At 36.8% G+C, this 24,589-nt stretch carries 15 protein-coding genes (1 of these 15 cut by a window edge); 12 read left to right on the top strand and 3 right to left on the bottom strand.

From position 1 onward, the window contains the following. The first annotated feature begins 4 nt into the window (after nucleotides 1-4). The 3 genes from ACQY2P_RS04230 to carB all read left to right on the top strand — a co-directional run bounded on the left by ACQY2P_RS04230 (nucleotide 5) and on the right by carB (nucleotide 5,668). On the top strand, nucleotides 5-1,198 hold the full coding sequence (locus ACQY2P_RS04230; RefSeq protein ID WP_428327147.1) for an AAA family ATPase: 1,194 nt from the start codon (nucleotides 5-7) through the stop codon (nucleotides 1,196-1,198). Nucleotides 1,199-1,267: 69 nt separating this feature from the next. Next, complete coding sequence (carA, locus tag ACQY2P_RS04225; RefSeq protein ID WP_428327146.1) at nucleotides 1,268-2,422, top strand: glutamine-hydrolyzing carbamoyl-phosphate synthase small subunit; 1,155 nt, start codon at nucleotides 1,268-1,270, stop codon at nucleotides 2,420-2,422. Nucleotides 2,423-2,425: 3 nt separating this feature from the next. Next, entirely contained in the window at nucleotides 2,426-5,668 is a 3,243-nt protein-coding gene (gene carB, locus ACQY2P_RS04220; protein WP_428327145.1) for a carbamoyl-phosphate synthase (glutamine-hydrolyzing) large subunit, read from the top strand. 2 nt (nucleotides 5,669-5,670) lie between these two features. Here carB and ACQY2P_RS04215 read toward each other — a convergent pair whose 3' ends face one another. Then, complete coding sequence (locus tag ACQY2P_RS04215; protein WP_428327144.1) at nucleotides 5,671-6,420, bottom strand: metallophosphoesterase; 750 nt, start codon at nucleotides 6,418-6,420, stop codon at nucleotides 5,671-5,673. Nucleotides 6,421-6,454: 34 nt separating this feature from the next. Here ACQY2P_RS04215 and ACQY2P_RS04210 point away from each other — a divergent pair, with 34 nt between their 5' ends. Both ACQY2P_RS04210 and ACQY2P_RS04205 read left to right on the top strand, forming a co-directional pair. Beyond that, nucleotides 6,455-6,757 carry a hypothetical protein gene (locus tag ACQY2P_RS04210; RefSeq protein ID WP_428327143.1) on the top strand — a complete coding sequence of 101 codons (303 nt, stop codon included), beginning with the start codon at nucleotides 6,455-6,457 and terminating at the stop codon, nucleotides 6,755-6,757. Between the two features lie 48 nt (nucleotides 6,758-6,805). After that, nucleotides 6,806-7,057, top strand: a complete 252-nt coding sequence (locus ACQY2P_RS04205; protein ID WP_428327142.1) for a hypothetical protein — start codon at nucleotides 6,806-6,808, stop codon at nucleotides 7,055-7,057. Nucleotides 7,058-7,059: 2 nt separating this feature from the next. Here the strand turns inward: ACQY2P_RS04205 and ACQY2P_RS04200 are convergent, their stop codons facing one another. Beyond that, complete coding sequence (locus ACQY2P_RS04200; protein ID WP_428327141.1) at nucleotides 7,060-7,362, bottom strand: hypothetical protein; 303 nt, start codon at nucleotides 7,360-7,362, stop codon at nucleotides 7,060-7,062. Nucleotides 7,363-7,450: 88 nt separating this feature from the next. On the opposite strand from ACQY2P_RS04200, the gene ACQY2P_RS04195 reads away from it, so the two are divergent. From ACQY2P_RS04195 to lsrF, 3 genes are read left to right on the top strand one after another with little or no spacing between them, the layout of a single operon-like run. Further along, entirely contained in the window at nucleotides 7,451-7,744 is a 294-nt protein-coding gene (locus ACQY2P_RS04195) for a V-type ATP synthase subunit F (RefSeq protein ID WP_428327140.1), read from the top strand. Between the two features lie 37 nt (nucleotides 7,745-7,781). Further along, nucleotides 7,782-8,810 (top strand): zinc-dependent dehydrogenase, encoded by a 1,029-nt coding sequence (locus ACQY2P_RS04190; RefSeq protein ID WP_428327139.1) that lies wholly within the window; start codon nucleotides 7,782-7,784, stop codon nucleotides 8,808-8,810. A 37-nt stretch (nucleotides 8,811-8,847) separates the two neighbouring features. After that, nucleotides 8,848-9,813 (top strand): 3-hydroxy-5-phosphonooxypentane-2,4-dione thiolase, encoded by a 966-nt coding sequence (lsrF, locus tag ACQY2P_RS04185; RefSeq protein ID WP_428327138.1) that lies wholly within the window; start codon nucleotides 8,848-8,850, stop codon nucleotides 9,811-9,813. A 1-nt stretch (nucleotide 9,814) separates the two neighbouring features. Here the strand turns inward: lsrF and ACQY2P_RS04180 are convergent, their stop codons facing one another. Further along, the gene (locus ACQY2P_RS04180) at nucleotides 9,815-10,219 is read right to left on the bottom strand and encodes a YybH family protein (protein ID WP_428327137.1); all 405 of its coding nucleotides are present in this window, start codon (nucleotides 10,217-10,219) and stop codon (nucleotides 9,815-9,817) included. 145 nt (nucleotides 10,220-10,364) lie between these two features. Here ACQY2P_RS04180 and ACQY2P_RS04175 point away from each other — a divergent pair, with 145 nt between their 5' ends. From ACQY2P_RS04175 to ACQY2P_RS04160, 4 genes are all read left to right on the top strand, one after another. Next, the gene (locus ACQY2P_RS04175) at nucleotides 10,365-12,248 is read left to right on the top strand and encodes a HAMP domain-containing protein (protein ID WP_428327136.1); all 1,884 of its coding nucleotides are present in this window, start codon (nucleotides 10,365-10,367) and stop codon (nucleotides 12,246-12,248) included. Between the two features lie 70 nt (nucleotides 12,249-12,318). Further along, on the top strand, nucleotides 12,319-15,939 hold the full coding sequence (locus ACQY2P_RS04170; RefSeq protein WP_428327135.1) for a hypothetical protein: 3,621 nt from the start codon (nucleotides 12,319-12,321) through the stop codon (nucleotides 15,937-15,939). Between the two features lie 38 nt (nucleotides 15,940-15,977). Beyond that, nucleotides 15,978-17,147, top strand: coding sequence for a hypothetical protein (locus ACQY2P_RS04165; RefSeq protein ID WP_428327134.1), 1,170 nt, complete (start codon nucleotides 15,978-15,980; stop codon nucleotides 17,145-17,147). 209 nt (nucleotides 17,148-17,356) lie between these two features. Further along, on the top strand, nucleotides 17,357-24,589 hold the 5' portion of the coding sequence (locus ACQY2P_RS04160; RefSeq protein WP_428327133.1) for a fibronectin type III domain-containing protein. The gene runs 22,926 nt beyond the window's last position; 7,233 of the gene's 30,159 nt are visible here — the first part of the coding sequence; it begins with the start codon at nucleotides 17,357-17,359; the stop codon falls past the right edge of the window.

Raw genomic sequence — 24,589 nt, 5'->3', positions numbered from 1 at the left:
TGACATGAGTCTGGCTCCCCAAGAATTAGAAAATACTGCTAGCAAATATGCTTCTGAGGCTATCAAATTTGATTCTCAAGGAGCCCGTGGTCAGGCAATCACATACTATCAACAAGCAATTGATGCTTTAGTAAAATTACTAAAATTATATCCAAATAGCAAATTAAATCCAATTTACAAAGAAAGATGTAACTCTTATCATAATAGAATTAATGCATTACAACAGTCACATGGTGTAGAGCCTGCAGTTGATCCTAAAGCTTCTGAAGAAGACCAGAAAAAATCTGTTCAGAGACAAGAAAATGAAAATGACTTTGAAGAACTAATTATGAAAGAAAAACCAGATGTAACTTGGGATCAAGTTATTGGTTTAGATGATGCAAAAAGTGCATTACGTGAATCAATTGTATATCCAACTAAAAGACCTGATTTATTCCCACTAGGATGGCCAAAAGGAATGTTACTTTATGGTCCTCCTGGAACTGGTAAAACAATGTTGGCAGCTGCTACTGCAAATGAGATGGATGGTTACTTTATCAACGTAGATGCATCTTCTATGATGAGTAAGTGGTTAGGTGAAGCAGAAAAGAATGTTTCAAAATTATTTGCAATGGCAAGAAGTTATGCTGAAAAAGAAGGTAAACCTGTTATTTTGTTTGTAGATGAAGTTGATTCATTATTGGGTTCTAGAAGTAGTGAAGTAGGCGGAGAAGTTAGAACTAAAAATCAATTCCTCACTGAAATGGATGGTGTTAATGGTAAAGGAAAAGATTTGATGATGTATGTAATTGGAGCCACAAACAAACCTTGGGCTCTTGATTGGCCTTTCCTTAGAAGATTCCAAAAGAGAATTTACGTATCATTACCTACCCAGGCAGCAAGAGAAAATCTCTTTGAACAATACACTGCCAAATTAAGCAAAGATTCTAGAGTCAGCACTAATGATCTTGCAAAATTATTTGATGGTTACAGTGCCAGTGATATCAAAGATGTATGTCAAGCTGCACAAATCAAAACAGTCCATGAGATATTTGACTCTCCTGATTACCATGAACCTGTAGAGGGTGAAGACCCAATTCAGCCAAGAGAATTAACTGCATCTGATTTCAAAAACATTATGGAAAGAAGAAAACCAAGTGTTTCAACTGAAATGATTCGTGCATATCATAAATGGAGCGAAGAGTTCCAAGCATTATAATCAAAATTTTTGCGATCAAAACTTATTTTCTTTAATTCACACAAAACTTAAATTCGTATTACAACGGAATTGCTGAGGGTCACAATAACCACAAAAAAATCAATCCACGCAAACAAGCATGGAAAGCTGATCTTTGATGATGGTACTGTTTTTGATGGTCAAGGCTTTGGTTATTCGACGGCTGTTTTTGGTGAAATTGTATTTAACACTGGTATGGTTGGTTACACAGAAGCTCTAACTGATCCATCTTACAATGGTCAAATTCTAACACTCACTTATCCCCTTGTTGGAAATTATGGTGTACCCGATCCAGAAATTAAAGACGAGGATGGAATTTCAAAATTCTTTGAATCTGATGTTATGCAAATCAGAGGCCTTGTAGTACATGAACTCTCTCTGACTGCAAGTCACTGGAATCTCAAAATGACTCTAGATGAGTGGATGTATAATGAAAAGGTCCCTGGAATATCTGGTGTTGATACTAGGGCTGTAACTAAGAAACTTCGAAGTAGCGGAGTTATGATGGCAGCACTTGTGGTCTCTGATGAGCCTATTGATGTTGAAAAAATCAAAAAAGAACTGGCAGAGGCAACTGATTACAATTCTGAGAAATTTATGGATTCAGTCTCAACTAAAGAAGAAAAAGTCTATGGAAATGACTCTCAATCAGTTGTGGTAATTGATACTGGCGCAAAAAATGCTATTGTAAGAAATGTGCGAGAATTAGGATACAATGCAATAGTTGTTCCATGGGATACTTCGTATGAAAAAATAATGTCTCATAATCCAAAAGGCGTGGTACTAAGCAGTGGGCCTGGTGATCCACAAAACTGTCCTGCAACTGTTGATACTGCAAAAAAACTAATTGAAAACAACGTCCCTACCTTAGGAATATGTCTAGGTGCGCAAATAATTGGACTTGCAGGGAAAACTGAAACTTACAAACTAAAGTATGGACATCGTGGACAAAACAAACCTTGTATTAATTTAGAAACAAATCAAGTTTATGTTACAAGTCAGAATCATGGGTATGGAATAAAACCTGAATCTTTAGAACAATCTGATTTTAAATTATGGTTTACAAACGCAGATGATAAAACAGTTGAAGGAATAAAACACAAAACACAAAATTGCATCGCAGTACAATTTCATCCAGAAGCTGCACCTGGGCCTTTTGATTGTAAATATGTTTTTGATGAACTCAAAAAATTAATGGAGAAATAAAAATTGCCAAAAAATGAATCTCTAAAGAAAATCTTAGTACTTGGTAGTGGCGCAATCAAAATTGGTGAAGCTGGAGAATTTGATTATTCTGGCAGTCAATGTCTAAAAGCAATTCAAGAAGATGGAATCAAAAGTGTTCTAATTAATCCAAACATTGCAACCATTCAAACAGATACTAGATTTGCAGATCAAGTGTATCTTTTACCAGTAAACCCATCTTATGTTGAATCTATTTTAGAAAAAGAAAGACCTGATGGAATCATGTTGGCATATGGTGGACAGACTGCCTTAAACTGTGGTGTTAAACTCGAAGAGGCTGGAATTCTCAAAAAATATGGGGTAAGTGTTCTTGGAACCCAAGTTCAAGGCATCAAAAACACCGAAGATAGGCAGCTTTTCAAGGATCAAATGAAGGAAGCAGGAGTTCCTGTGCTCAAAAGCAAGACTGTGACAAACTTTGATGATGCAAAAAAGGTCGCAGAAGAACTGAGCTATCCTGTCATAATTAGAGTAGCCTATACTTTGGGTGGCCGTGGTGGCGGTATTGCCCACAATGAGATTGAACTGCATGAAATTGTTGAGCGTGGCCTAAAGGCAAGTCTTGTAGGTCAAGTCTTAATTGAAGAATACATCGGTCACTGGAAGCAAATTGAATATGAAGTAATGCAAGACTATGATGGCAATAATGTAATTGTATGTAACATGGAAAATGTTCTTTCTATGAAAGTTCATACTGGTGATAACATTGTGGTTGCACCATCACAAACAATTGATAATCATGAATATCACATGTTGCGTTCAGCAGCACTGCGTGCAACAAAACATGTTGGAATAGTTGGAGAATGTAATATTCAATATGCATTGGATTCTGATTCTGATAGATATGTTGCAATTGAAATTAATCCTCGTCTATCCCGTTCATCAGCTCTTGCAAGTAAAGCAACCGGTTACCCACTTGCATACATGTCTGCAAAGATTGGATTAGGTTATAGCTTATCTGAACTTGTAAACAGAATTACAAAAAGTACTACCGCATGCTTTGAACCCTCACTTGATTATGTTGTATGTAAACATCCTCGATGGGACTTTTCAAAATTTGAACTTGTTAATCGTAAACTTGGTGTTACTATGAAGTCTGTAGGAGAAGTTATGGCAGTTGGCAGGACATTTGAAGAATCTTTACAAAAAGCAATCAGAATGCTTGATATTGGAAATGATGGACTTGTTTTGAATCGTACAAATGGACAAAAATACACTGAAGAAGAAATTGAATACAAGCTTTCACATCATGATGATCAAATATTGTATAATGTTGCAATTGCACTAAAGATGGGTATCTCAGTTGAAAGAATCTACAAACTATCTGCAATTGACCCTTGGTTTATAGAAAAAATCCAAAATATAGTAAACACTGAATCAAAACTCAAAGAATCTGAACTTGATGAATCTGTGATGTGGGATGTCAAAAAGATGGGCTTTTCAGATAAACAAATTGCTCGAGCAAAAGACAAAACCTCTGATGAAGTGCGTGAAATACGCAAAAAACTAGGCGTAATTCCTTCTGTCAAGCAAATTGATACATTGGCTGCAGAATGGCCTGCTGTTACAAACTACCTCTATCTTACCTATGGTGGTAATTCTAATGATATCACAGTTCCTGAAGATGAGAAAGGAGTAATCGTTGTTGGAGCTGGTCCCTACAGGATTGGAAGTAGTGTAGAGTTTGATTGGGGTACAGTCAACATGGTATGGGGATTACAAGAGAATGGTGAGAAAAATGTTTCAGTAGTTAATTGTAATCCTGAAACAGTTTCTACTGATTATGATATTTGTACAAGATTGTATTTTGAAGAATTGACTCAAGAAAGAATTCTTGACATTACAGAATTTGAAAACCCCAAAGGTGTAATCACTTGTGTTGGTGGACAAACTGCAAACAATTTGACTCCTGGTCTTGCACAACGGGGAATCAATATCATGGGAACAAGTGCAATAGATGTCGATAGAGCTGAAGACCGTTCCAAATTTAGTGCTGAACTTGATAAACTACACATACAACAACCAAAATGGCAAGCATTCTCAAATCTTAATGAAGCAAAAAGTTTTGCACAAGAAGTTGGATTTCCTGTAATTGTTCGACCTTCATACGTTTTGTCTGGAGCCGCAATGAAAGTTGTATGGTCTCAAGATGAACTAAAAACATATGTCAAGGAAGCAACAGATGTTTCACCTGATCATCCAGTTGTAATCTCAAAATTCATGCTAAATTCACTTGAAGTAGATGTTGATGGAATTAGTAATGGTAAAGAAGTTGTTATTGGCGCAATAGTTGAACATATTGATTCAGCTGGTGTTCACTCTGGTGATGCAATGATGTGTATTCCTCCATGGAGATTAAACAACAAAATCATTGAAACAATCAATGATTACACCAAAAAAATTGCATTGACGTTTAATGTTAAAGGTCCGTTCAACCTACAATTCCTAATTCATGATGACCATGTTTATGTAATTGAGCTCAACATTCGTGCGTCTCGTTCTATGCCATTTGTTTCCAAATTAGTAAAAACGAACCTAATTTCACTTGCTTCTAAGGCTATTTTGGATAAACCCCTTCCTAAAATCCCTGAAAACAAGTGGCAAAAAATTCACAACTATGGAATTAAAGTCCCTCAATTTTCATTCATGCAATTGGATGGTGCAGACATTGCACTAGGAGTTGAGATGCAGTCCACTGGTGAGGCAGCATGCTTTGGTGATAGTTTCTATGATGCATTATCCAAAGGTTTGACTTCGGTTGGATACAATCTTCCTGACAAAGGAACTGCACTTGTAACAGTTGGCGGTGCTACAAATAAAGAAAAACTCTTGCCAAGTATTGCAAAGCTCAAACAATTAGGATTCAAAATTTTAGCAACAGAACATACTGCTGAATTCTTTGAAGAAAAAGTTGGTGATGTTGAAATTGTACACAAGATTTCAGAACCTGAAAGAAAACCAAATATCTCTGATCTACTTTATGAGAAAAAGATTGACTTTATCATAAACATTCCAAGTACACTGTCTTTAGAAAAATATGTTGGAATGCTTGATGATGAATATCAAATTAGACGAAAGGCATTGGAGTTGGGAATTCCTGTTCTGACCACTATTGAACTAGCAGATTCTTTTGTCAAAACCCTAGAGTGGCTACAGAATAACGAAACAACAAAAAATCCTATTGAACCATACGACGTCCATGAATAATTTTACAAAACTTGATCAATAATTGATTCGTTTCCAATAATTGTCCCATCCAATGTAACAATTCTGGCCTTTGCAACTGACTTTATTCTATCTATTATTGGGGAAATTGATTTTTTGTATTTTTTTCTATGTGTTGCGTAAAAGTACTTGTTAAATGAAGGAATTATAGTAATTTCCAATTCCCCTGATTTGGTTGGAAAAATTTTCTCTTTTTCTATCTTCATTGAAACCCAAACACGTTGCCCATTTATCACAGAATCTTCTTGAAAAAACACTGGATGAACATGTCCCATAATTATTTTATCTACATGTGAAAAATTCTCTGATGGCATAGTGTGCCCATGTGTTAACAATACATTTTCTTCAACAATTCCAGTTGAACTAATCATTGTGATATTTTGAGGAACTAGCCTTGAAATGTTTGCATCATGATTCCCTGGAACCAAAACCACTTCACATTTTTGACTAATTTTTTCAAAAAACATTGGGATTTCGTCCCATTCGCTTTTTGAAATACTTTTGACACTTGATTTTACATCTCCAAGTAAAATTACTGAATCCGGATTTTCTGAATCAATCATTTGAGATAATTCTTGAATCGTTTCATTTATTGTGGAATTTTTTCCAATGAAAATCTCATTTGATGCCATACTGCTTTCAAATCCTATATGAAGATCTGTTACAACAAGATGTTTTCGTTCTCCATCCAAAATCAATGCTGGCTTTGATGGTATTATTCTGGTTTGCAACATCAAAGTTATACTGCAGATATCTGATTAAATTCTTGTGAACAAAGATCCTGATAGAATTGAATCTCTAGTTTCAGAAAAACGAGTAAAATTACATGTTTTTGAGCCTAGTCAAAGGAAAATTTGGACTGTTGTTGGCAAGGGTGAAGAACATTGGGTTGATCCATCTAGTCTGTATTGTTCTTGTCCTGGATTTTATTTTGGTAAATTAAATGGAAAGGAAACTTGTTATCATTTAGATTCGGTAAAACTTGCTCAAAATGAAAACAAAGTTGAAAAAATTATTTTTTCTGATGAGGAGTTTTCTGATTTTCTTTTAGGATTACTTTTAGATTTGTAATGATTTTTTATTCGAATGTATTAATAACTAGAAAAATTACTGACAAACATGGATGAAGAACAACAAAATTCTGAAATTGAAAAAATTGCAAATCTGATGGTTCATGATGGTGTTTCTCTTGATGAACAAGAACCTGGGAAATTAGAAAAATACAAAAATCAAATTAAAGAAGATTGTAACCTAAATGACGAAGATGCAATGAAGCTTGTTTATGAAACATTGTTGTTTAGAAAATTAAAAAGTTCAGATTCTGGTGACCTTTTAGACAAAGGTTCTGATTTTGGTGCTGGGTTTAGTTGAGTTTATTCTAATGGAATAGATTCAACATCTTCTTTTGAAACCCCTTTCCAAAGACCTATCATTCCTTCTGGCTCCACCTCTTCAACTTTGGTTATTTGTTGAATTTTGATTTGATTTGGTGCTGGTCCTGGTGGCCATAATTGAACCATGTAATCTCCTACGTTGCCCACTTTTGTTGGTACTCCCATGGTAATCTTTGCCTCAGAACATCCTTTCTCAATTAAAACATCAGTTGCCTTTTGTTTGAGATCCATTTTTCCATGCAAGAAAAGAAAAAAATCCTTTTGTGTATCAATTTCTGTCATAAAATTACTAATTTTTTAAACTAAATCAACCTTTCCTGATCTGCTCTTTCCAAAAAGGGTTAAATTAGAATGGACAAAATTTGAATTTGTGAAAATATTCACTGTGGGAAGCAAATCATTCGTAACCAGCTTTCAGTTAGCCGGCGTTCCAGGTATCATCGCTGAGTCACCTCAAAAAGCTTTAGAGGATATCACGAAACTAACTGATGATTCTGATGTGGGATTGGTTCTAGTTAGTGATGATATCACTGAATCCATCAATGATGAGTTGACTGCATTAAGGGCTGAAAAATCTACTTTGGTATTTGCATTACCTGCAACAGGTAGTGAAAAAACTGAAGTTGACTACAGAGTAATGTTGAAGAAGATTCTCGGTGTTTAATTTAATCTACTTATACTCAATTTTCTAATGACCAATTATGAAAACTGCATCTGTTAAAGAACCATCTGTAATTTCTGTAAGTGAAACAGAAAACCCCTCTTTAGAATCTGGTGATATTTTGGTTCAGATGCATGCATGTGGAATTTGTGGCTCTGATTTAGAAAAAGTATTTGGACAATATGGGCAACCTTCAATGCGTTTGGGTCATGAACCTGCTGGTGTAGTTTCAGCTGTTGGTTCTGATGTAACTGAATTCAAAAAAGGCGATAGAGTGTTTACTCATCATCATGTCCCTTGTTATGATTGTCATTTCTGTAGTCACGGAAACGAAACAATGTGCAAAAAGTACTATGAAACTAATCTGTCTCCTTGTGGTTTATCTGAACAATATGTGGTTCCTGCATGGAATGTATCTCATGGAGGAGTATTGAAAATATCTGACTCTCTTAGTTTTGAAGAAGCTGCAATGATTGAACCTCTTGCATGTTGTGTTAGAGCTTGGACAAAATACGATTATCAGGAGGGAGATAGCGCAGCAATCTTTGGTGTTGGTCCTACTGGAATGATGCATGTGATGCTTGCACAAGCAAAAAAATTCTCAAAAATTTTCTGTTTTGATGTTAATGATTTTAGATTGGACTTTGCAAAAAAATTCAATATCACCGAATCTATCAACTCTGCTGATGAAACTCGGAAACAAAAAATCTTAGACCATACTGATAACATGGGAGTGGATGTTGCTATTGTTGCAACTAGCAGTCTTAAAGCTCTTGATGATGCAATTGATATGGTTCGAAAAGGAGGCGCTGTAATGATGTTTGGTGTTCCTTCAAAAGGCGCAAAAATGGATTTGGATATGAGCAAAATCTATTCAAAAGAAATTACTCTTGTTACAAGTTATGCTGCATCTGATAATGACACCAAAGAAGCATTGAATCTAATTGAATCCTCACAAATTGATGTCAAACAATTAATCACACACACTTATCCAATTAATGATACTCAGAAAGCATTTGATCATGCACGTAGTGGTGAAAATGCCATGAAAATAATCATTACAAAATAAGAAAGGCTTAAGAAAGGCATTTCAAAATCGATGAAATATGGATTGGGGATTAAAAAACAGATTATCTAGTATAATTAAACCACATAATAATCGCGCACTTATGTTAGCAGTTGATCATGGATATTTTCTTGGGCCAACTGAAAAATTAGAAAATCCAAAAAAGGTAATTGCACCTTTGCTGAAACATTGTGATTCTTTGATGTTAACTAGAGGTGTTCAGAGAACATCTGTCCCTGCTGAGACTGACACTCCGATGGTACTTCGTGTCTCTGGAGGTTCTAGTATTATTGGTGATGATTTATCTCAAGAAGACATTACAGTATCTATTGAAGATGCAATTAGACTAAATGCTAGTGCTCTTGCAATGTCTGTCTTTGTAGGCTCAAAATATGAGTATCAAACAGTTGTAAATCTAGGAAAACTAGTCAGCGAAGCAGAACGATATGGAATTCCCGTTTTGGCTGTAACTGCTGTAGGAAAAGAACTGGGAAAAGATGCAAGATATCTTTCTTTGGCTTGTAGAATGGCAGCTGAGCAAGGTGCACATATTGTTAAAACATACTATTGTGAAAACTTTGAAAAAGTTGTTGAATCCTGTCCTGTCCCAATCATTGTTGCAGGAGGAAAGAAAATTCCAGAACGTGATGCATTACAACTAACTTACAATGCTGTAAAAGCAGGTGCAGTTGGTGTTGATATGGGAAGAAACATCTGGCAATCTGAACATCCTGTTGCTATGATTAGAGCAACCAGAGCAATCATTCACCAAAATGCAAATGTTGATCAAGCTTTCAAATTATACAAAAAACTAGCAACCGAAGAACCAAATAAAAAACAAAAACCAAAAGGCAAGAAACCTAATCAGAACAAACCAAAAGGCAAGAAACCTAATCAGAACAAACCAAAAGGCAAGAAACCTAATCAGAACAAACCAAAAGGCAAGAAACCTAATCAGAACAAATCAAACAAACCACAAAATAAACCTCAACCAAAAAAGAACTAATTCATCCATTAATCTTTGATAGATGAATGTGAGCAATTTTCCATGTTGGTTGCTTTACTAAAACAAAAGTTGCCCTTCCTTGGATTTCCATGTGTTCTCCTGTGTATGCTTTTGTATCTACCAGCATTCCTTTCTGGTTTAGTTCCATTGCAACAACTGCCGAATCTCCAAAAATACTGATTTTTGGATTCTTTATTTCATAACTATAATCTGAAATACTAACAAACTTGAGTTCTTCTAACTCTATAGTATTTTGATAATCTTTTAGATCATATGGTGGCAAATCGCTAAAACTAGAAAATTTTGGGTCATTTAGATGAATGTCTTTTAAAACAGATGTGTCCTTTGTGATTCCTGCTTGAAATAATGCCTCAATTACTTTGATGATTTCTTCACTATCTGACAAAACCGTATTTTCGAATATGAAAATAATCAGTTTAAGTCTTCTGCTTCGTTTATGATGTTATTGTAGTCTAATCTAAAAAATAGATATTTGATGAATTGGGATATTTTACTTTAGAATTTATATAAATCAGTAAAGTTGTAGAAGGGTGCAGATAGGAAAGAAAATCCTACTTAGTTTTACAGTTATAATCGCATCAATTGTGATTATGGGATATCTTATAGTTACCACAACACAAGATAATCTTATTGACAATATTGGTCAGGATTATTCTCAATCTCTCTCTGATGTTGTCTCTGAAATGGTTCAAGGTATAGATGAGAAAACTTTTGGCCTGATCGAAATTTCTGACAGACGTCTGGTCTATGAAATTTTGGAAGAATCAAATTCGCAATCTATAGACTTGACTGATGCTCAGATAAATGAAACAAACATTGCATGGAATGATGCACTTAACCAAGATCAGACTTTGCCTATAGCAGATGAAATCTTAGACAATACCCTATCTGAAAAATTATCATTCTCATCAAATCTAATTGAAACTAAATTCTCTTATCCAATATATGATCAAATTGGAATCTATAATCAAGTTGGTATCTTAGTTGCATATGACGGTACTGTTCCTCAATATTACGTAAGTGATTCTGAATGGTGGAGCACTACAGTATCTACGGGATATTTTGTAGATGATATATCATATGATGATTTGGGAATTTATTCACAAGACATTGCAATTCGAATCGATAATGAAGATGGGGAATTTTTAGGCATCTTAAAGACAACTATACAACTTCAAGATTTGATAGGTGGAATTCATGATCTACAACAAACAAACAAATTTCTAGACACAGAAATTTCTCTTCTTGACGATAAAGGTCAAGTGATTTACTCTACTGTGGGGCTTGAATTTGGTGAGAATATCTCACTTGTTGAATTTCTTTTAATGTCTGAAAAATCAGATTATTACATTACAGATAGCGCTGAAGGAAGTGATATACTCAAAGTCTATGCAAAGCCTGACCAAACATCTTTGCCACTGGGATGGAATTTAGTTGTAGAAAAAAACATTGATGAAGTCTTATCCCCTGTAATTGTATTAACTAACATAATTTTGATTGTACTTGTTACTACGATTATGTCTGCAATAATTGTCGGATTATACATTAAAACATCTATTTCTAAACCTCTGATAGAATTACGTGATGCATCTTCTCAAATTGCAGATGGAAACTTTGATGTTTACTTTGATATTAAAACAGATGATGAAATAGGTGATCTTGCTAACAAGTTTGAATACATGAGAGACAGTATTAATTTTACAAATTCCAATCTGACTGATCTGGTAAAACTAAGAACTGATGAACTAGAACGAGCATTAGCTAAAATTGAAAAAAATGATTCATGGACAAAAAGTATAATGGGGTTCATCTCCAAAAAAACAAATCAATCAATTGTCGATATCACTAAAAATGTGGACCTTTTAAAAAATGATAAATTAACAAAAGATGAAGTTCTTCGTTCAATTGATACTACGCTTTCACAACTAAAACTGGTAACTGCTACTGTTACAGACATCTCCAATTTGGAGCAAGGAAAATTATCCTATGACATGAATGATGTTAAAATAAACGAAATCATCACTTCTTCTGTAAAAGACATTGAACCACCAAAGAAAGTAGTGATGGACATTAAACCGTCTGATGAAGCACATGTATTTGCAGATGCCCATCAATTGGGAAGAGCATTACGATACATATCTGATATTTTTATGACATATCTTGATGAGGGTGTTATTCAGATTAAAACAACTGTTGATGAGAACAACATAACTATCCAATTTGCCTCAGACACAAAGATAGACTCTGACATATTTTCTCCCTTAGATGAGAATGAGGCTGGAATCGCTCAAGCAGACCATATTCTACTTTACATGGCTAAAGTAATCCTAAAGGATCATGCAGGCACGACTATCATAGATGATTCTGATGATAAAACCCTGGTCTCTATATCCATGCCTACAGTTGAGGTCTAGGTTTGTCAAGATCAGTTGATCGGCAATTTATTAAGCAGATATCGGATCGCAAATTAGGTAAATTTCATTGGTGAATCTGTCTACAGAGGACACTGTAACGTTCCTAGAGGATCTTATCGCCCAGAATAAGGGTGACATTGGTAGGCTTCGCCATATACTAAATTCCCTAAAAAATAACAAATCCCTTGCAAAGTCTGATAAGCAATATCTTGAAGAGAGAATTGAACAAGAATACAATGCCTCTGATGAGGTATCTTCTCCAGAACAATCAATTGTTTTTATATCAAAACTGGTTGCCGAAGGATTTGGTGACTCAAACAGACTTCGCTATATTTTACATTCATTAAAACAAGGAAAAACACTACATGCATCTGACAAAAATTATCTTGATAGTGTAACTCAATCATATTATGCTGAGGTAGCACAAGAAAAATTATCTGAAACCAAAACCTCCGCTGTTACAATTGATGAAGAACATAAACAAAAACAATCCGAACTTAATGCATTAAAAGAGACCTATGAAAATTCACAAACCGAACTTCAGGAAAGCAAAAGACATCTAGAAGAGAAGATATATTCTCAGCAAAGCGAACTTGAAAGACTTCGCAATGAAAGAGACTTGGCTAAAAAAGAAGCCGAGTTTGAATCTAAACGAGTTGTAGAACAAGCAGAACTCGAAGAAAAAATAAAACATCAACAAGAAGAACTAAGTCAATTATCACGTGACTATAGTGTCGCAACAAGAAAAGCATCTCTTGAAAAAGCTAAACTTGAAGAACAGATACACGTTCAACAAGCTGAGCTTGAAAGACTTGCTCAAGACCGAGAAGAAACTGAACACAAAATGAGTCTTGAAAAAGCTAAACTTGAAAAGATGAAGCTAGAAGAAAAAATTGCAACTCAACAAACACAACTTGAAAAACTAGCAAAAGACAGAGAACTGCTTGCAAAAAAATCTGAACAAGAAACAAATGACTTAGAGAAAATCAGTCTAACTGAGCAGATTCACGCCCAGGAGGCTGAACTTGAAAAAATGGCCCATGATTATGAGTCTGTAAAACGAAAAGCTACCGCAGATAAGGTTATGTTAGAAGAGAAAATCCAGACCCTCCAAGTTGAACTCAAGGCTATCTCTGAAGAGCGTTCTACCTTTGAAAAGAAACTTGCAAGTGAAAAGGCAGCTCTTGAAGAACAACTCTACATACAACAAGTCAATTTGGAAAATCTAGCAAAATCTAATGCAACAAACAATGCACAACAAATAACGGATCTAGAAAATAATCTTCAAGAAAAACAAGCAGAAATTGACACTATCACTAAACAACACCGATCCAAACTAGAGCAAATCCAATCAGAAAAGACTGCGCTTCAAAATAAGATCCAATCCCAACAAGCAGAACTTGAGGCAACCAAATCAAAATCTTCCTCTGCTAAAATAGAATCTCAATTACAAGCTCAAATTGATGATTATAAGGAAAAACATGCTCAGCTAGATGGTATTATGGAACAATATCAAGATGTAATGTCAAAGTCTCAATCAGAAAAGACTGCACTTCATGAAAAGATACAAACACTACAAGCAGAACTTGAGGCAACCAAATCAAAATCAATCTCTCCTGAATTAGAATCAAAACTCACTTTACAAAAAGAACAACTGCAAGAAAAACAAGCTGAGATTTATTCTATAACTCGACAACACCAATCCAAGCTAGAACAAGTCCAATCAGAAAAGACTACCCTTCAAAAACAACTAGAATCAAAACAAGCAGAACTTGAAGAAATCAAATCCAAACCTACATTGTCTCCTGAGATAGAGTCTCAACTCACATTACAAAAAGAGCAACTAGAGTCAAAACAAGCAGAAATTGACACTATAACTCGACAACACCAATCCAAGCTAGAACAAGTCCAATCTGAAAGAAATACCCTTCAGAAACTACTAGAAACTCAAAAAGCAGAACTTGAAGAAATCAAATCAAAATCCCCTTCTGCTGAATTAGAGTCTCAACTCACATTACAAAAAGAGCAACTAGAATCAAAACAAGCAGAAATTGATACTATCACTAAACAACACCAATCCAAGCTAGAGCAAGTCCAATCCGAAAAGACTGCCCTCCAAAATAAGATAGAGTTCCAACAATCTAAACTAGAAGAAATCAAATCCAAACCTACTTCCTACCCTGAGATAGAATCTCAACTCACATTAGAAAGACAAGAACTAAAGAAAAAACAAGCAGAAATTGATACTATCACTAAACAACACCAATCCAAGCTAGAACAAGTCCAATCTGAAAGAAATACCCTTCAGAAACTACTAGAAACTCAAAAAGCAGAACTTGAAGAAATCAAATCAAAATCCCCTTCTGCTGAATTAGAATCTCAACTCACATTAGAAAGACAAGAACTAAAGAAAAAACAAGCAGAAATTGACACTATAACTCGACAACACCAATCCAAGCTAGAACAAGTCCAATCCGAAAAGACTGCCCTCCAAAATAAGGTAAAATTCCAACAATCTAAACTTGAAGAAATCAAATCAAAATCCCCTTCATCCAAGCTAGAATCTCAACTCACATTAGAAAGACAAGAACTAAAGAAAAAACAAGCAGAAATTGACACTATAACTCGACAACACCAATCCAAGCTAGAACAAGTCCAATCAGAGAAGACTACCCTTCAAAAACAACTAGAATCAAAACAAGCAGAACTTGAAGAAATCAAATCCAAACCTACTTCCTACCCTGAGATAGAGTCTCAACTCACATTACAAAAAGAGCAACTAGAATCAAAACAAGCAGAAATTGATACTATCACTAAACAACACCAATCCAAGCTAGAACAAATCCAATCAGAAAAGACTGTTCTCCAAGAGCAGGTGGACTCTCAGCATGCTGATTTGAAAAAACTTACTGCAGAACGAAAAGAATTGGAAAAGAAATTATCTTCTAGACAACCCTCTCTTGTACAACCTGGTCAAGAAGAATATGTTGAGAAGAAATCTTCTTGGCTTTCTAAATTATTTAACAAGAAGTCTACTTCAAGACCTGTTGATCCTGTATCTTTGAATGAAAAATTACTACAAGCCCAAATCAAAGAAGCTGAAGCAGGAGACACTGTTGCTGACGACCTAAGACTCCAACAGGTCAAACTAGTTGAATTAATGAAGAAACGTGATGATGCAGAAAAGAAGTCCAAAGTCATATCTCCTGCACTTGAAAAACAGATCCAAAAATTACAAGATGAACTTGAAAAGTTTGAGCAAATCAGCGTACTTGCAGAACAAAGAGCATTAAAGAAGAAAGAGTCTCTTGAAGAGAAGATCCGTTCCCTAAGAGAAAAAGAGTTTGAAAATAACATGAGGATGGAAACCCTCGAACAAGAAAAAGTAGATCTAGAAAAGAGTCACCAAGACCATGAAGACCTGATAATCAAACTAGCTGAAGATGAAGTGCAAATAATCGATCAGATAAAACGAGAAAAAGCACAAATTCGTAGACTGATACAGACTCAAGCTAAACTAAAAGAATACATGAGTAAGACTTCTACTGAAATTCAAGAAGAACTAAAGGAGATTGAAGATCAAATTCTATTTTTGATAAATCGTCAAGCTGAAAAACCTCTTTCTACTGATGTGATAAAATCCCTAGAATCCTTGAATGATAAACTAAATGATATTTTGTCTAAAAAATAGTAGTTATTGTTATTAGCGTTAGTGGTCGACTGATCTAAGTGAGCAGTAAAATCTTACTTTTAGCAATTGTGCCTATTGTAGCAGGTGTATTATTATCAACTTACCTTAGTGATGAGGCAGTTGAAAAAAAATTCCTTCCGACATACTCTGTAATCCCGATTGGCGGTGGCGTATCTGAGATTGTTTTAGAAAAGAGCACTGCTGTTTTAGAAGAAAATGAAGAATTGAAAACTCGGGTGCAACAGACAGCAGAGCAGATTCTAGAAGCAGAACAACAAAGAGCTGATCTTGCAGAAAAGATCAATGTACTTCAAGACCAAATGTCTGTCATTGAAGATATCAGGTCTTCGTCTAACGAAAAAACAGAACAATTAGAACAAGAAATTACAAAACTAGAAGCCCAAATTGAAGAATTCAAAGCACAACCTGATGTAATAGTTCAACCTACTCCTGAGCAAGAAGACAGTATTGCTCAACTAGAGGCAAAAATACGGGAACTAGAACAGGTGCAAAACCAAACAGAAAGTGGCTCCATATTTGAAACATTGACTGGATTTGAACGAGAAATCCTTGTTGAAACATCCAAAGTACCTGCGGTTGCAATGGATGAAGGAACAATTAGTTGGGACTTTGTAGATTCTAGAAACAACAAATACACTTTCTCAAAACTTTCAGATGATTTCATAGATGAGGTTGTACGACTTCCGGCACCTCAGGATACCTTGTCAATAACTCTTGTAAATGTGGGTGCTGGAGGAACCTCAGAAACTGTTGAGGTTCGTGATTTATCAAAATTTGTTACAGGACAAATGCCTCAACCCATGAATGAATTATACAGTACTGTGACTACACCTGGTGAATTTATCTTTGAAGTGTGGTGGATTGTATCACAATTCGAGCTAACATCATATGAAATGCAATCTGACCCTAAACACCCCCTTGATACATTCTCTAAGGGTGAGGGTGACAATGAGGACTTGGCCATTTTGATGGCAGATATGATAAAGTCTTCTGATATTGGTAAAACTTGGGATCTTAGATTTATCTACTTTGACTCTGATAACCCCTCATCCCCTAAAAAAATCAACCATGTTGCATTACTAATAGAAAGTGAGAGGGATACTTGGCTTGTGGAGCCTACTGCAAAAACACTTGAGGATGCTTTCGTAAAACGTGATAAAGTCCGTGGAAACTTGTCTCCTATCTGATTTTTTTGGATATTTTTTAAAAATCCCAAAATCTCATCTTATGACATTAAGATCCTCCCAACAGGCGTGAATTTCCCAAATTTGGAACTATGTCCTAATTCTTCACTAGTTAGTAAAACATTCCAACCATAGTCGGTGAAATTCAAAAAGTCCCAATATTAGGAAAATCGCTCTGTCTTTAAATACCGAAAACAGACTCAAAAAAGTGCTTGAAACAAAGTAGGACTGTACTCCTCAACCGACTGTTAGTATGTAGTATAGCTGTTATTCTACTCGTTCATCCTGCAACACTTCCAATTTTTGATCCTGCTCCAGATGCATTTGCTCAAACTCCTTTACCCTATGAAGCTGGTATCATTTCCACAGATGGTTGGACCACTGTATCAATTCAAGGAACATTTACTGATCCTGTAGTTATTGCGCAACCGATAGATGGTTTTGAAACGAGTGCGTTAATGGAATATGCGACTGCTGTTGTCAGAAATGTATCAACATCAAGTTTTGAAGTTCAACTGTATCGAGGAGATAGTACTGGTGGTTCGATTGCTGGTGATGTTGGATATGTTGTTGTTGAAAAAGGAAATCATACACTTCCTGATGGCACGCAAATGCAAGCAGGTTCTGTTGATATATCTAGATATGACTCACGAGGCAATAACGCCGGTCGTGATTTTACTCAAATTAGTTTTTCACCCACATTTAGTTCTGCACCAACTTTTGTTGCAACTGCAAACAAAGACAGTGCACAAGACTGGGTCTCTGTTAGATATCAATCTGGTAGCTTAAGTGGAAGTAGTGTAACTGCATCTCTGGAAATTGATGAATCTTATCCTGGTGGACAACTCGCTTCTAATGTTGGTGATGGTACTGACAACGAGATGGGTTGGCTTGCAATTGAGAGAGGTACCTTTGATGGAATAGAGGCTGCCCAAACAACAAACATCAGTCAAGATCCTGGTAATAATTCCAACCCTACCAACTGGAAAAGTTTGGGTTTTGCAAACACTTACTCTAATCCTGCATTTTTTGCTATAACCAGCCATCACGGTGGTGACCCTACCACTGTTGGACGAAACAATCTTAGTGGAACTGGAGTTGATATTAGAACTACAGAAGACACAGCTCAAAACAGTGAACAAAGTCACGCTACTGGCCAAGCGTTATGGGTAGTATTTGAAACTGCCCCACCAGTTTCTGTTCCAGGACAACCCCTTAGCCTAGTTGCAACTGCAGGTGATGCTGAAGTTTCACTATCTTGGACTGCACCAAATGAAAATGGCGGTGCTGCAATTGACTACTATGTAGTACAATACAGAGAATCTGGCATTGCTGCTTGGTCTGATGCTGGTAATAGTCCAACAACTAATGCAGATGTTACTGGATTAACTAATGGTGTAATTTATGAATTCCAAGTTTTAGCTCACAACTCTGCAGGTAATGGTAATCCTTCTGGCACTGCAAATGCAACTCCAACAGCTGCCGCATCAGTTCCAGGACAACCAACTGGACTAACTGCAACTGCAGGTGATACTCAAGTTGGATTAAGCTGGACTGCTCCTTCTGATGGCGGTTCTGCAATCACTGATTACATTATACAATATCGTCCAACTGGAAGCTCAGAGAGCATTTATGTTACTGACAAAGACAACCACCGAATTCAAGTTTTCAACTCTGCCGGAGTTTACCAATCACAATTTGGAAGTGAAGGTGATGACGATGGTGAGTTTGACAAACCAACCGGTATTTTCATTGATGGTTCTGGTAATGTCTTTGTAGCTGACACTGATAATCATAGAGTTCAAAAATTCTCATCTGATGGAACCCATCTTCTTACATTTGGAAGTAATGGTGAAGGAAACGGTCAATTTGATAAACCAACAGGTGTTACTGTTGCTAATAATGGATTTATCGGAGTAATTGACAAAGACAATCACAGATATCAATTTTTCAACTCTGCCGGAGTTTACCAAGGTACAATTGGCAGTGAAGGTGATGGAAACGGTGAATTTGACAAACCATATGATTATGCACGTGGCACATCAGCATCATACATTACTGAAGAAGACAATGACCGAGTAACCCTTCTTAATCCTGATGGAAGTTATCAGGGACAATTTGGAAGTGAAGGTGATGGAAACGGTGAGTTTGACAAACCACAAGGAATTGCACTTGACAGCTCTGGCAATGTCTATGTAGCTGACAAAGACAATCACAGAATTCAAGTTTTCAACTCTGCCGGAGTTTACCAATCTCAATTTGGTGATGATGGTGAAGGAAACGGTGAGTTTGACAAACCACGAGATGTTGCAATTACATCTGATGGTACAATCTATGTAGCTGATACTGATAACCACAGAATTCAAGTTTTCAACTCTGCCGGAGTTTACCAATCTCAATTTGGTGATGATGGTGAAGGAAACGGTGAGTTTGACAAACCAACTGGTCTTGCAATTTCTGGCTCTGCAAATTCATGGAGTACCTTTGCTGATGGTACAAGCACTGCAACTACAACAACAGTAACTGGTTTGACTAATGATCAAGAATATGAGTTTAGAGTAATTGCTAAAAATGCAATTGGTGAAGGAAATCCTTCTGCAACAACTACTGCAACCCCCGAAGGAGAAACACCAACTAGTGGTACTGTTCAAGTCCGAGTAAATCACAATGATGATGATGCAGAACAGGAAGTTGATGATGGTGATGTAGATCGTGGTAGCACTGATTTGGAGCTTACAGAAGATGGTGGTGATGAGCAAGAGATTGGTATTAGATTCAATGATGTTGCAATTCCTTCTGGTGCAATAATTCAGAATGCATATGTTCAGTTTACAGTAGATGAGACCGACGATGAGCCTACCGACCTTCAAATCTTTGGTGAAGATATTGATGACTCTGAAAGATTTAGCAATGATGATTATGACATTTCAGATAGAACAAAAACTTCTGCATCTGTTTCATGGTCTCCTGTTGAATGGGATTCTGTAGGCGAAGCAGGAGTTGACCAAAGAACACCAAACCTTGCATCTGTAATACAAGAGATTGTTGACAGAGAAGGATGGGAAGAGAATAACTCCCTTTCAATCATAATTACTGGTGAGGGTCAAAGAACTGCTGAATCACACAATGGTGACGATGATACCGCACCACTCCTTGTAGTCACTTGGACACTTGAAGCTACTGCACCTGGTGCACCAACAAACCTTTCTGCAACTCCTGGTGACACTGAAGTCTCACTATCTTGGACTGCTCCTTCTAATGGTGGCTCTCCAATTACTGATTATATAGTAGAAGTAGATGATGGCAATGGCTTTGAGATATATTCTGATGGCACAAGTACTTTCACCACAGCTACAGTTACTGGATTAACCAACGAACAGGAATACACATTCAGAGTATCTGCTGTAAATGATGAAGGCACAGGACCTGTATCTAATACTGCTACTGCAACACCAAGCTCTGAGCTAAACTTACCTGGTGCACCAACAAACCTTTCTGCAACTCCTGGCAATCAACAAGTCTCACTATCTTGGACTGCACCTGGTAGTTCATCTGGTGAAATTACATTTGATTCTGTAGTAGATAATGAAGGCAATCTTTGTTCTGATGATTCTTGTTCAATCTCACTTGATGTTGCTGCTGACACTAATCGTATGATTCTTGTAGGAATTACCGATGAGGACAGCAACCCTGAAGACATATCATCAATTGACATCAATTCTGACACTGGTGCTGGCATATTTGTTGGTGATTCTGAAATAATTACTGGAACAGGTCAACGCGTAGAATTATGGAGAATTATGGATGAGCACATTGAAACAGGCTCTAACACTATAACTGTAAACTTTGACTCATCTGTTGGCGGCGCAGCTATTATTGCAATGTCATTTTCTGGTGTTGCACAACAAGCAGAAGAAGTCACAGCATCTAATTCTGCTACTGAAACTAGTTCCATTAGTCAAAGCATTACAACACAAACAGATGGTTCTCTAATTGTATCTCTAGTTGGAAATGGTCAAGGTGGCTCATATACCTCCCATGGTGATGATCAGACAGAAAGAGCCGACTTTAATCCATCAAGTGCAGTTGCTGCAATCACCACTGAAGTAAAGGATACTGCCGGATCTGATGTTCAATCTCATACTGCTAGTGGCTCTGCTAACAGACATGCACAATTCGTTGCATCTTTTGCACCTGCTGCACAAGCTACTACTGATGTTACAGACTATATCGTAGAATACAAACTAACAGCAGATCCTACTTGGAGTATATTTGCTGATGGTACAAGTACTGACACTACAACTACCGTTACTGGACTAACAAACGACCAGGAATATTCATTTAGAGTATTTGCCGTAAATGATGATGGTACAGGACCTGCATCTAACATTGCTACTGCAACACCAACTGGTGCTGCAACCCTTTCTGTACAAATCTCACAATCATCTGATGATGCAGAACAAGATGATCAAAATGAAGATGGCAATCAAGTGATGGAACTTACTAGCGGTGATTTGGATCTTGATGACTCTGATTATGTTGGTTTAAGATTTAATGGAATTAACATTCCAGCAGGAACCACAATTACTAATGCCTATGTAGAGTTTACATCTGAAGACGATGAGTCTGGTACTACATCTGTAACAATACATGGACAAGCAATTGCTGATGCTCCAACATTTACAAATTCTGATAATGATATTACTTCTAGGACAACTACTTCTGCATCCGTTTCATGGAGTAACATTGGAACATGGGATGAGGATGAAGTAAGTGATGACACAAGAACTCCAAACATTGCATCTATCATTCAAGAAATAATCAATCTATCTGGCACTGGTCAGAACCTTGTAACTAATGGTGGATTTGAAACTCCAACTGTAACTCCTGGTGGTTGGCAAATATTCCCTGACGGTACATCTGGTCTTGGTTGGACTGTTAGTAGTGACGGTTTGGAAATTCATAATGGTGTTGTAACTGCCGCTGATGAAGGACAACAAAGTGCAGAACTTGATGGTAATGAATCTACTACAATCTCTCAAACTATATCTACTGTTTCTGGTCAGACATACACTCTTTCATTTGCATCTATGGCAAGACCTGGAACTGATGCTTCCACTAACGGCCTTCAAGTAACTTGGAATGGTGTTGATGTTTCTCCTGGACTTACACTTGGTAGTTCATGGGAGACTACAACTGTACAAGTAACTGGTACTGGCAGTGATGTTTTATCATTTATTGATACTGGAACCTCTGACAGTTATGGAACACTTGTTGATGATGTATCTCTAACTGGTACTGTTGGTTGGGAATCTGGTAATTCTATTGTATTGATTTTTGAAGCAACAAACGCATCAAGTGACAGAGATGCATATTCTTATGATCAATCTCCTTCAGACTCTCCAAGATTATACATTACATATTCTGCTGAAATATCAACACCTGGTGCACCCACAAACCTATCTGCAGAACCTGGTGATACTCAAGTCTTACTTTCTTGGGCCCCTCCATCTGATAATGGCGGTTCTCCAATTATTGATTACATTATAGAATACAATGATGGTTCTGGATGGCAAGTATTTAGCGACGGAACAAGTATTGATACAACTGATATTCCAGTAACTGGATTAACAAACGGACAATCATATGACTTTAGAGTATCTGCTGTAAATGGAGAAGGCACAGGACCTGTATCTAATACTGCTACTGCAACTCCTGCAGGTGTTCCTGGTCAACCTACCATAACTGAAGCCCAGGGCGGCAACACCCAAGTTCTTCTTACATGGACAATTCCTGCCAATAATGGTGCTGCAATTGATTACTATGAAATACAATACAGAGAACTTGGTGCTGCTAATTGGTCTGATGCTGGTACCAGCACTGATAACACATCAGTTCCAGTAACTGACCTAGAAAATGGAGTTACTTATGAATTCCAAGTACGTGCAGTAAACTCTACAGGTGAAGGCCTATTCTCTAATCCTGTATCTGCAACTCCTAGCTCTACTGCTACAGCTCCACACATTCACACTTTGACTCCTGATGATTCCCAAGTCTTTGTTGATTGGGATGCTCCTCAAGATGACGGTGGTGCTACAATCACTTCTTATGAAGTAGAATATTCTACTGATGGAACATTTGATCAAAACACACCTTCTGTAACCGTAACTGGCAGTCCTCCTGCAACTGAAACTACAGTTACCGGATTAACAAATGGACAAGAATACACATTCAGAGTTACTGCAATAAATGCTAACGGTCCTAGTACTCCTTCTAATACTCCTACAGCAACACCAGCTACTGTTCCTGATGCGCCAGTAATTGATAATAATCTAACAGTAACAGGTGATGAATTTGTAACCATTACTTGGTCTACACCATTTGACGGTGGTTCTCCACTTGAAGATTATGTAATTCAATACAAACCAGCAGGCGGTTCTTGGGAAACAGTAAATGATGGAGCAAACAACCTTGCAAATACCATCACTATTACTGGTCTTGACAATGGTATTCAATACTCATTCCAAGTGGCTGCTGTAAATGAGGATGTTGGCCAAGGCCTATTTTCTGATCCAATTTATGCAACACCTGGAGATGTCCCAGACCAAATTCTTAACCTCTCTGTTATCCGTGGAAATGAACAAGTTCTTCTTACTTGGTCTGCACCTGATAACAATGGATTCCCAATAACTGATTATGTGATAGAAGTAGATGATGGTAATGGATTTGCAGTTTATGATGACGGTCAATCAATTGACACTACTGATGTTCCAGTACTTGAACTAGAAAATGGTGTATTACACAAATTCAGAGTATATGCACAAAATGCTCTTGGAGATGCAATTCCTTCCAATGAAGTTGAAGCAACACCAGCTACTGTTCCTGATGCACCATCGATAACGGCACTCAATCCTGGTAATGGACAAATTGAAGTTATTTGGGATGCACCTGTAGATGATGGTGGTGAATCAGTAGACGATTACCGTCTTGAATGGTCAACTAATGACTTTGCAACAATACTGGATGACATTACAATTTCTGGTAACCCTCCTGCTACAACTCACACTGTTACCGGATTAACTAATGGTGCCACTTACTACTTTAGAGTAATTGCAATAAACGAAGTAAATGAAAGTCAACCTTCTGTTGTACAATCTGCAATTCCTGTAACCGTTCCAACAAAACCAGTTCTTAACGAACCTGTTGTAGGTGATTCTTCACTTACTGTTTCATGGTCTGCACCAAATGATGGTGGCTCACCATTAACTGGGTACACACTAAGTATCACTGACCTTACAACTGGTAATACTTTCCCTGATGTATCATTACCTGCAAATGCCGTAGACTATAATGCAAGCCAACTAACAAACGGAAATGAATATTCATTTACCCTTGTTGCAATTAATGCTGAAGGATCAAGTGATCCCTCTGATGCTGTAACTGGA

It is taken from the genome of Candidatus Nitrosopumilus sp., from assembly GCF_965262695.1.
Lineage (GTDB): Archaea > Thermoproteota > Nitrososphaeria > Nitrososphaerales > Nitrosopumilaceae > Nitrosopumilus.
This window is presented reverse-complemented; position numbering and strand designations above follow the sequence as displayed.

Coding starts and splice junctions, on each gene's coding strand:
- ACQY2P_RS04230 (WP_428327147.1), top strand. CDS start 5: ATGAGTCTGGCTCCCCAAGAATTAGAAAATACTGCTAGCAAATATGCT.
- ACQY2P_RS04215 (WP_428327144.1), bottom strand. CDS start 6,420: ATGTTGCAAACCAGAATAATACCATCAAAGCCAGCATTGATTTTGGAT.
- ACQY2P_RS04205 (WP_428327142.1), top strand. CDS start 6,806: ATGGATGAAGAACAACAAAATTCTGAAATTGAAAAAATTGCAAATCTG.
- ACQY2P_RS04200 (WP_428327141.1), bottom strand. CDS start 7,362: ATGACAGAAATTGATACACAAAAGGATTTTTTTCTTTTCTTGCATGGA.
- ACQY2P_RS04190 (WP_428327139.1), top strand. CDS start 7,782: ATGAAAACTGCATCTGTTAAAGAACCATCTGTAATTTCTGTAAGTGAA.
- lsrF (WP_428327138.1), top strand. CDS start 8,848: ATGGATTGGGGATTAAAAAACAGATTATCTAGTATAATTAAACCACAT.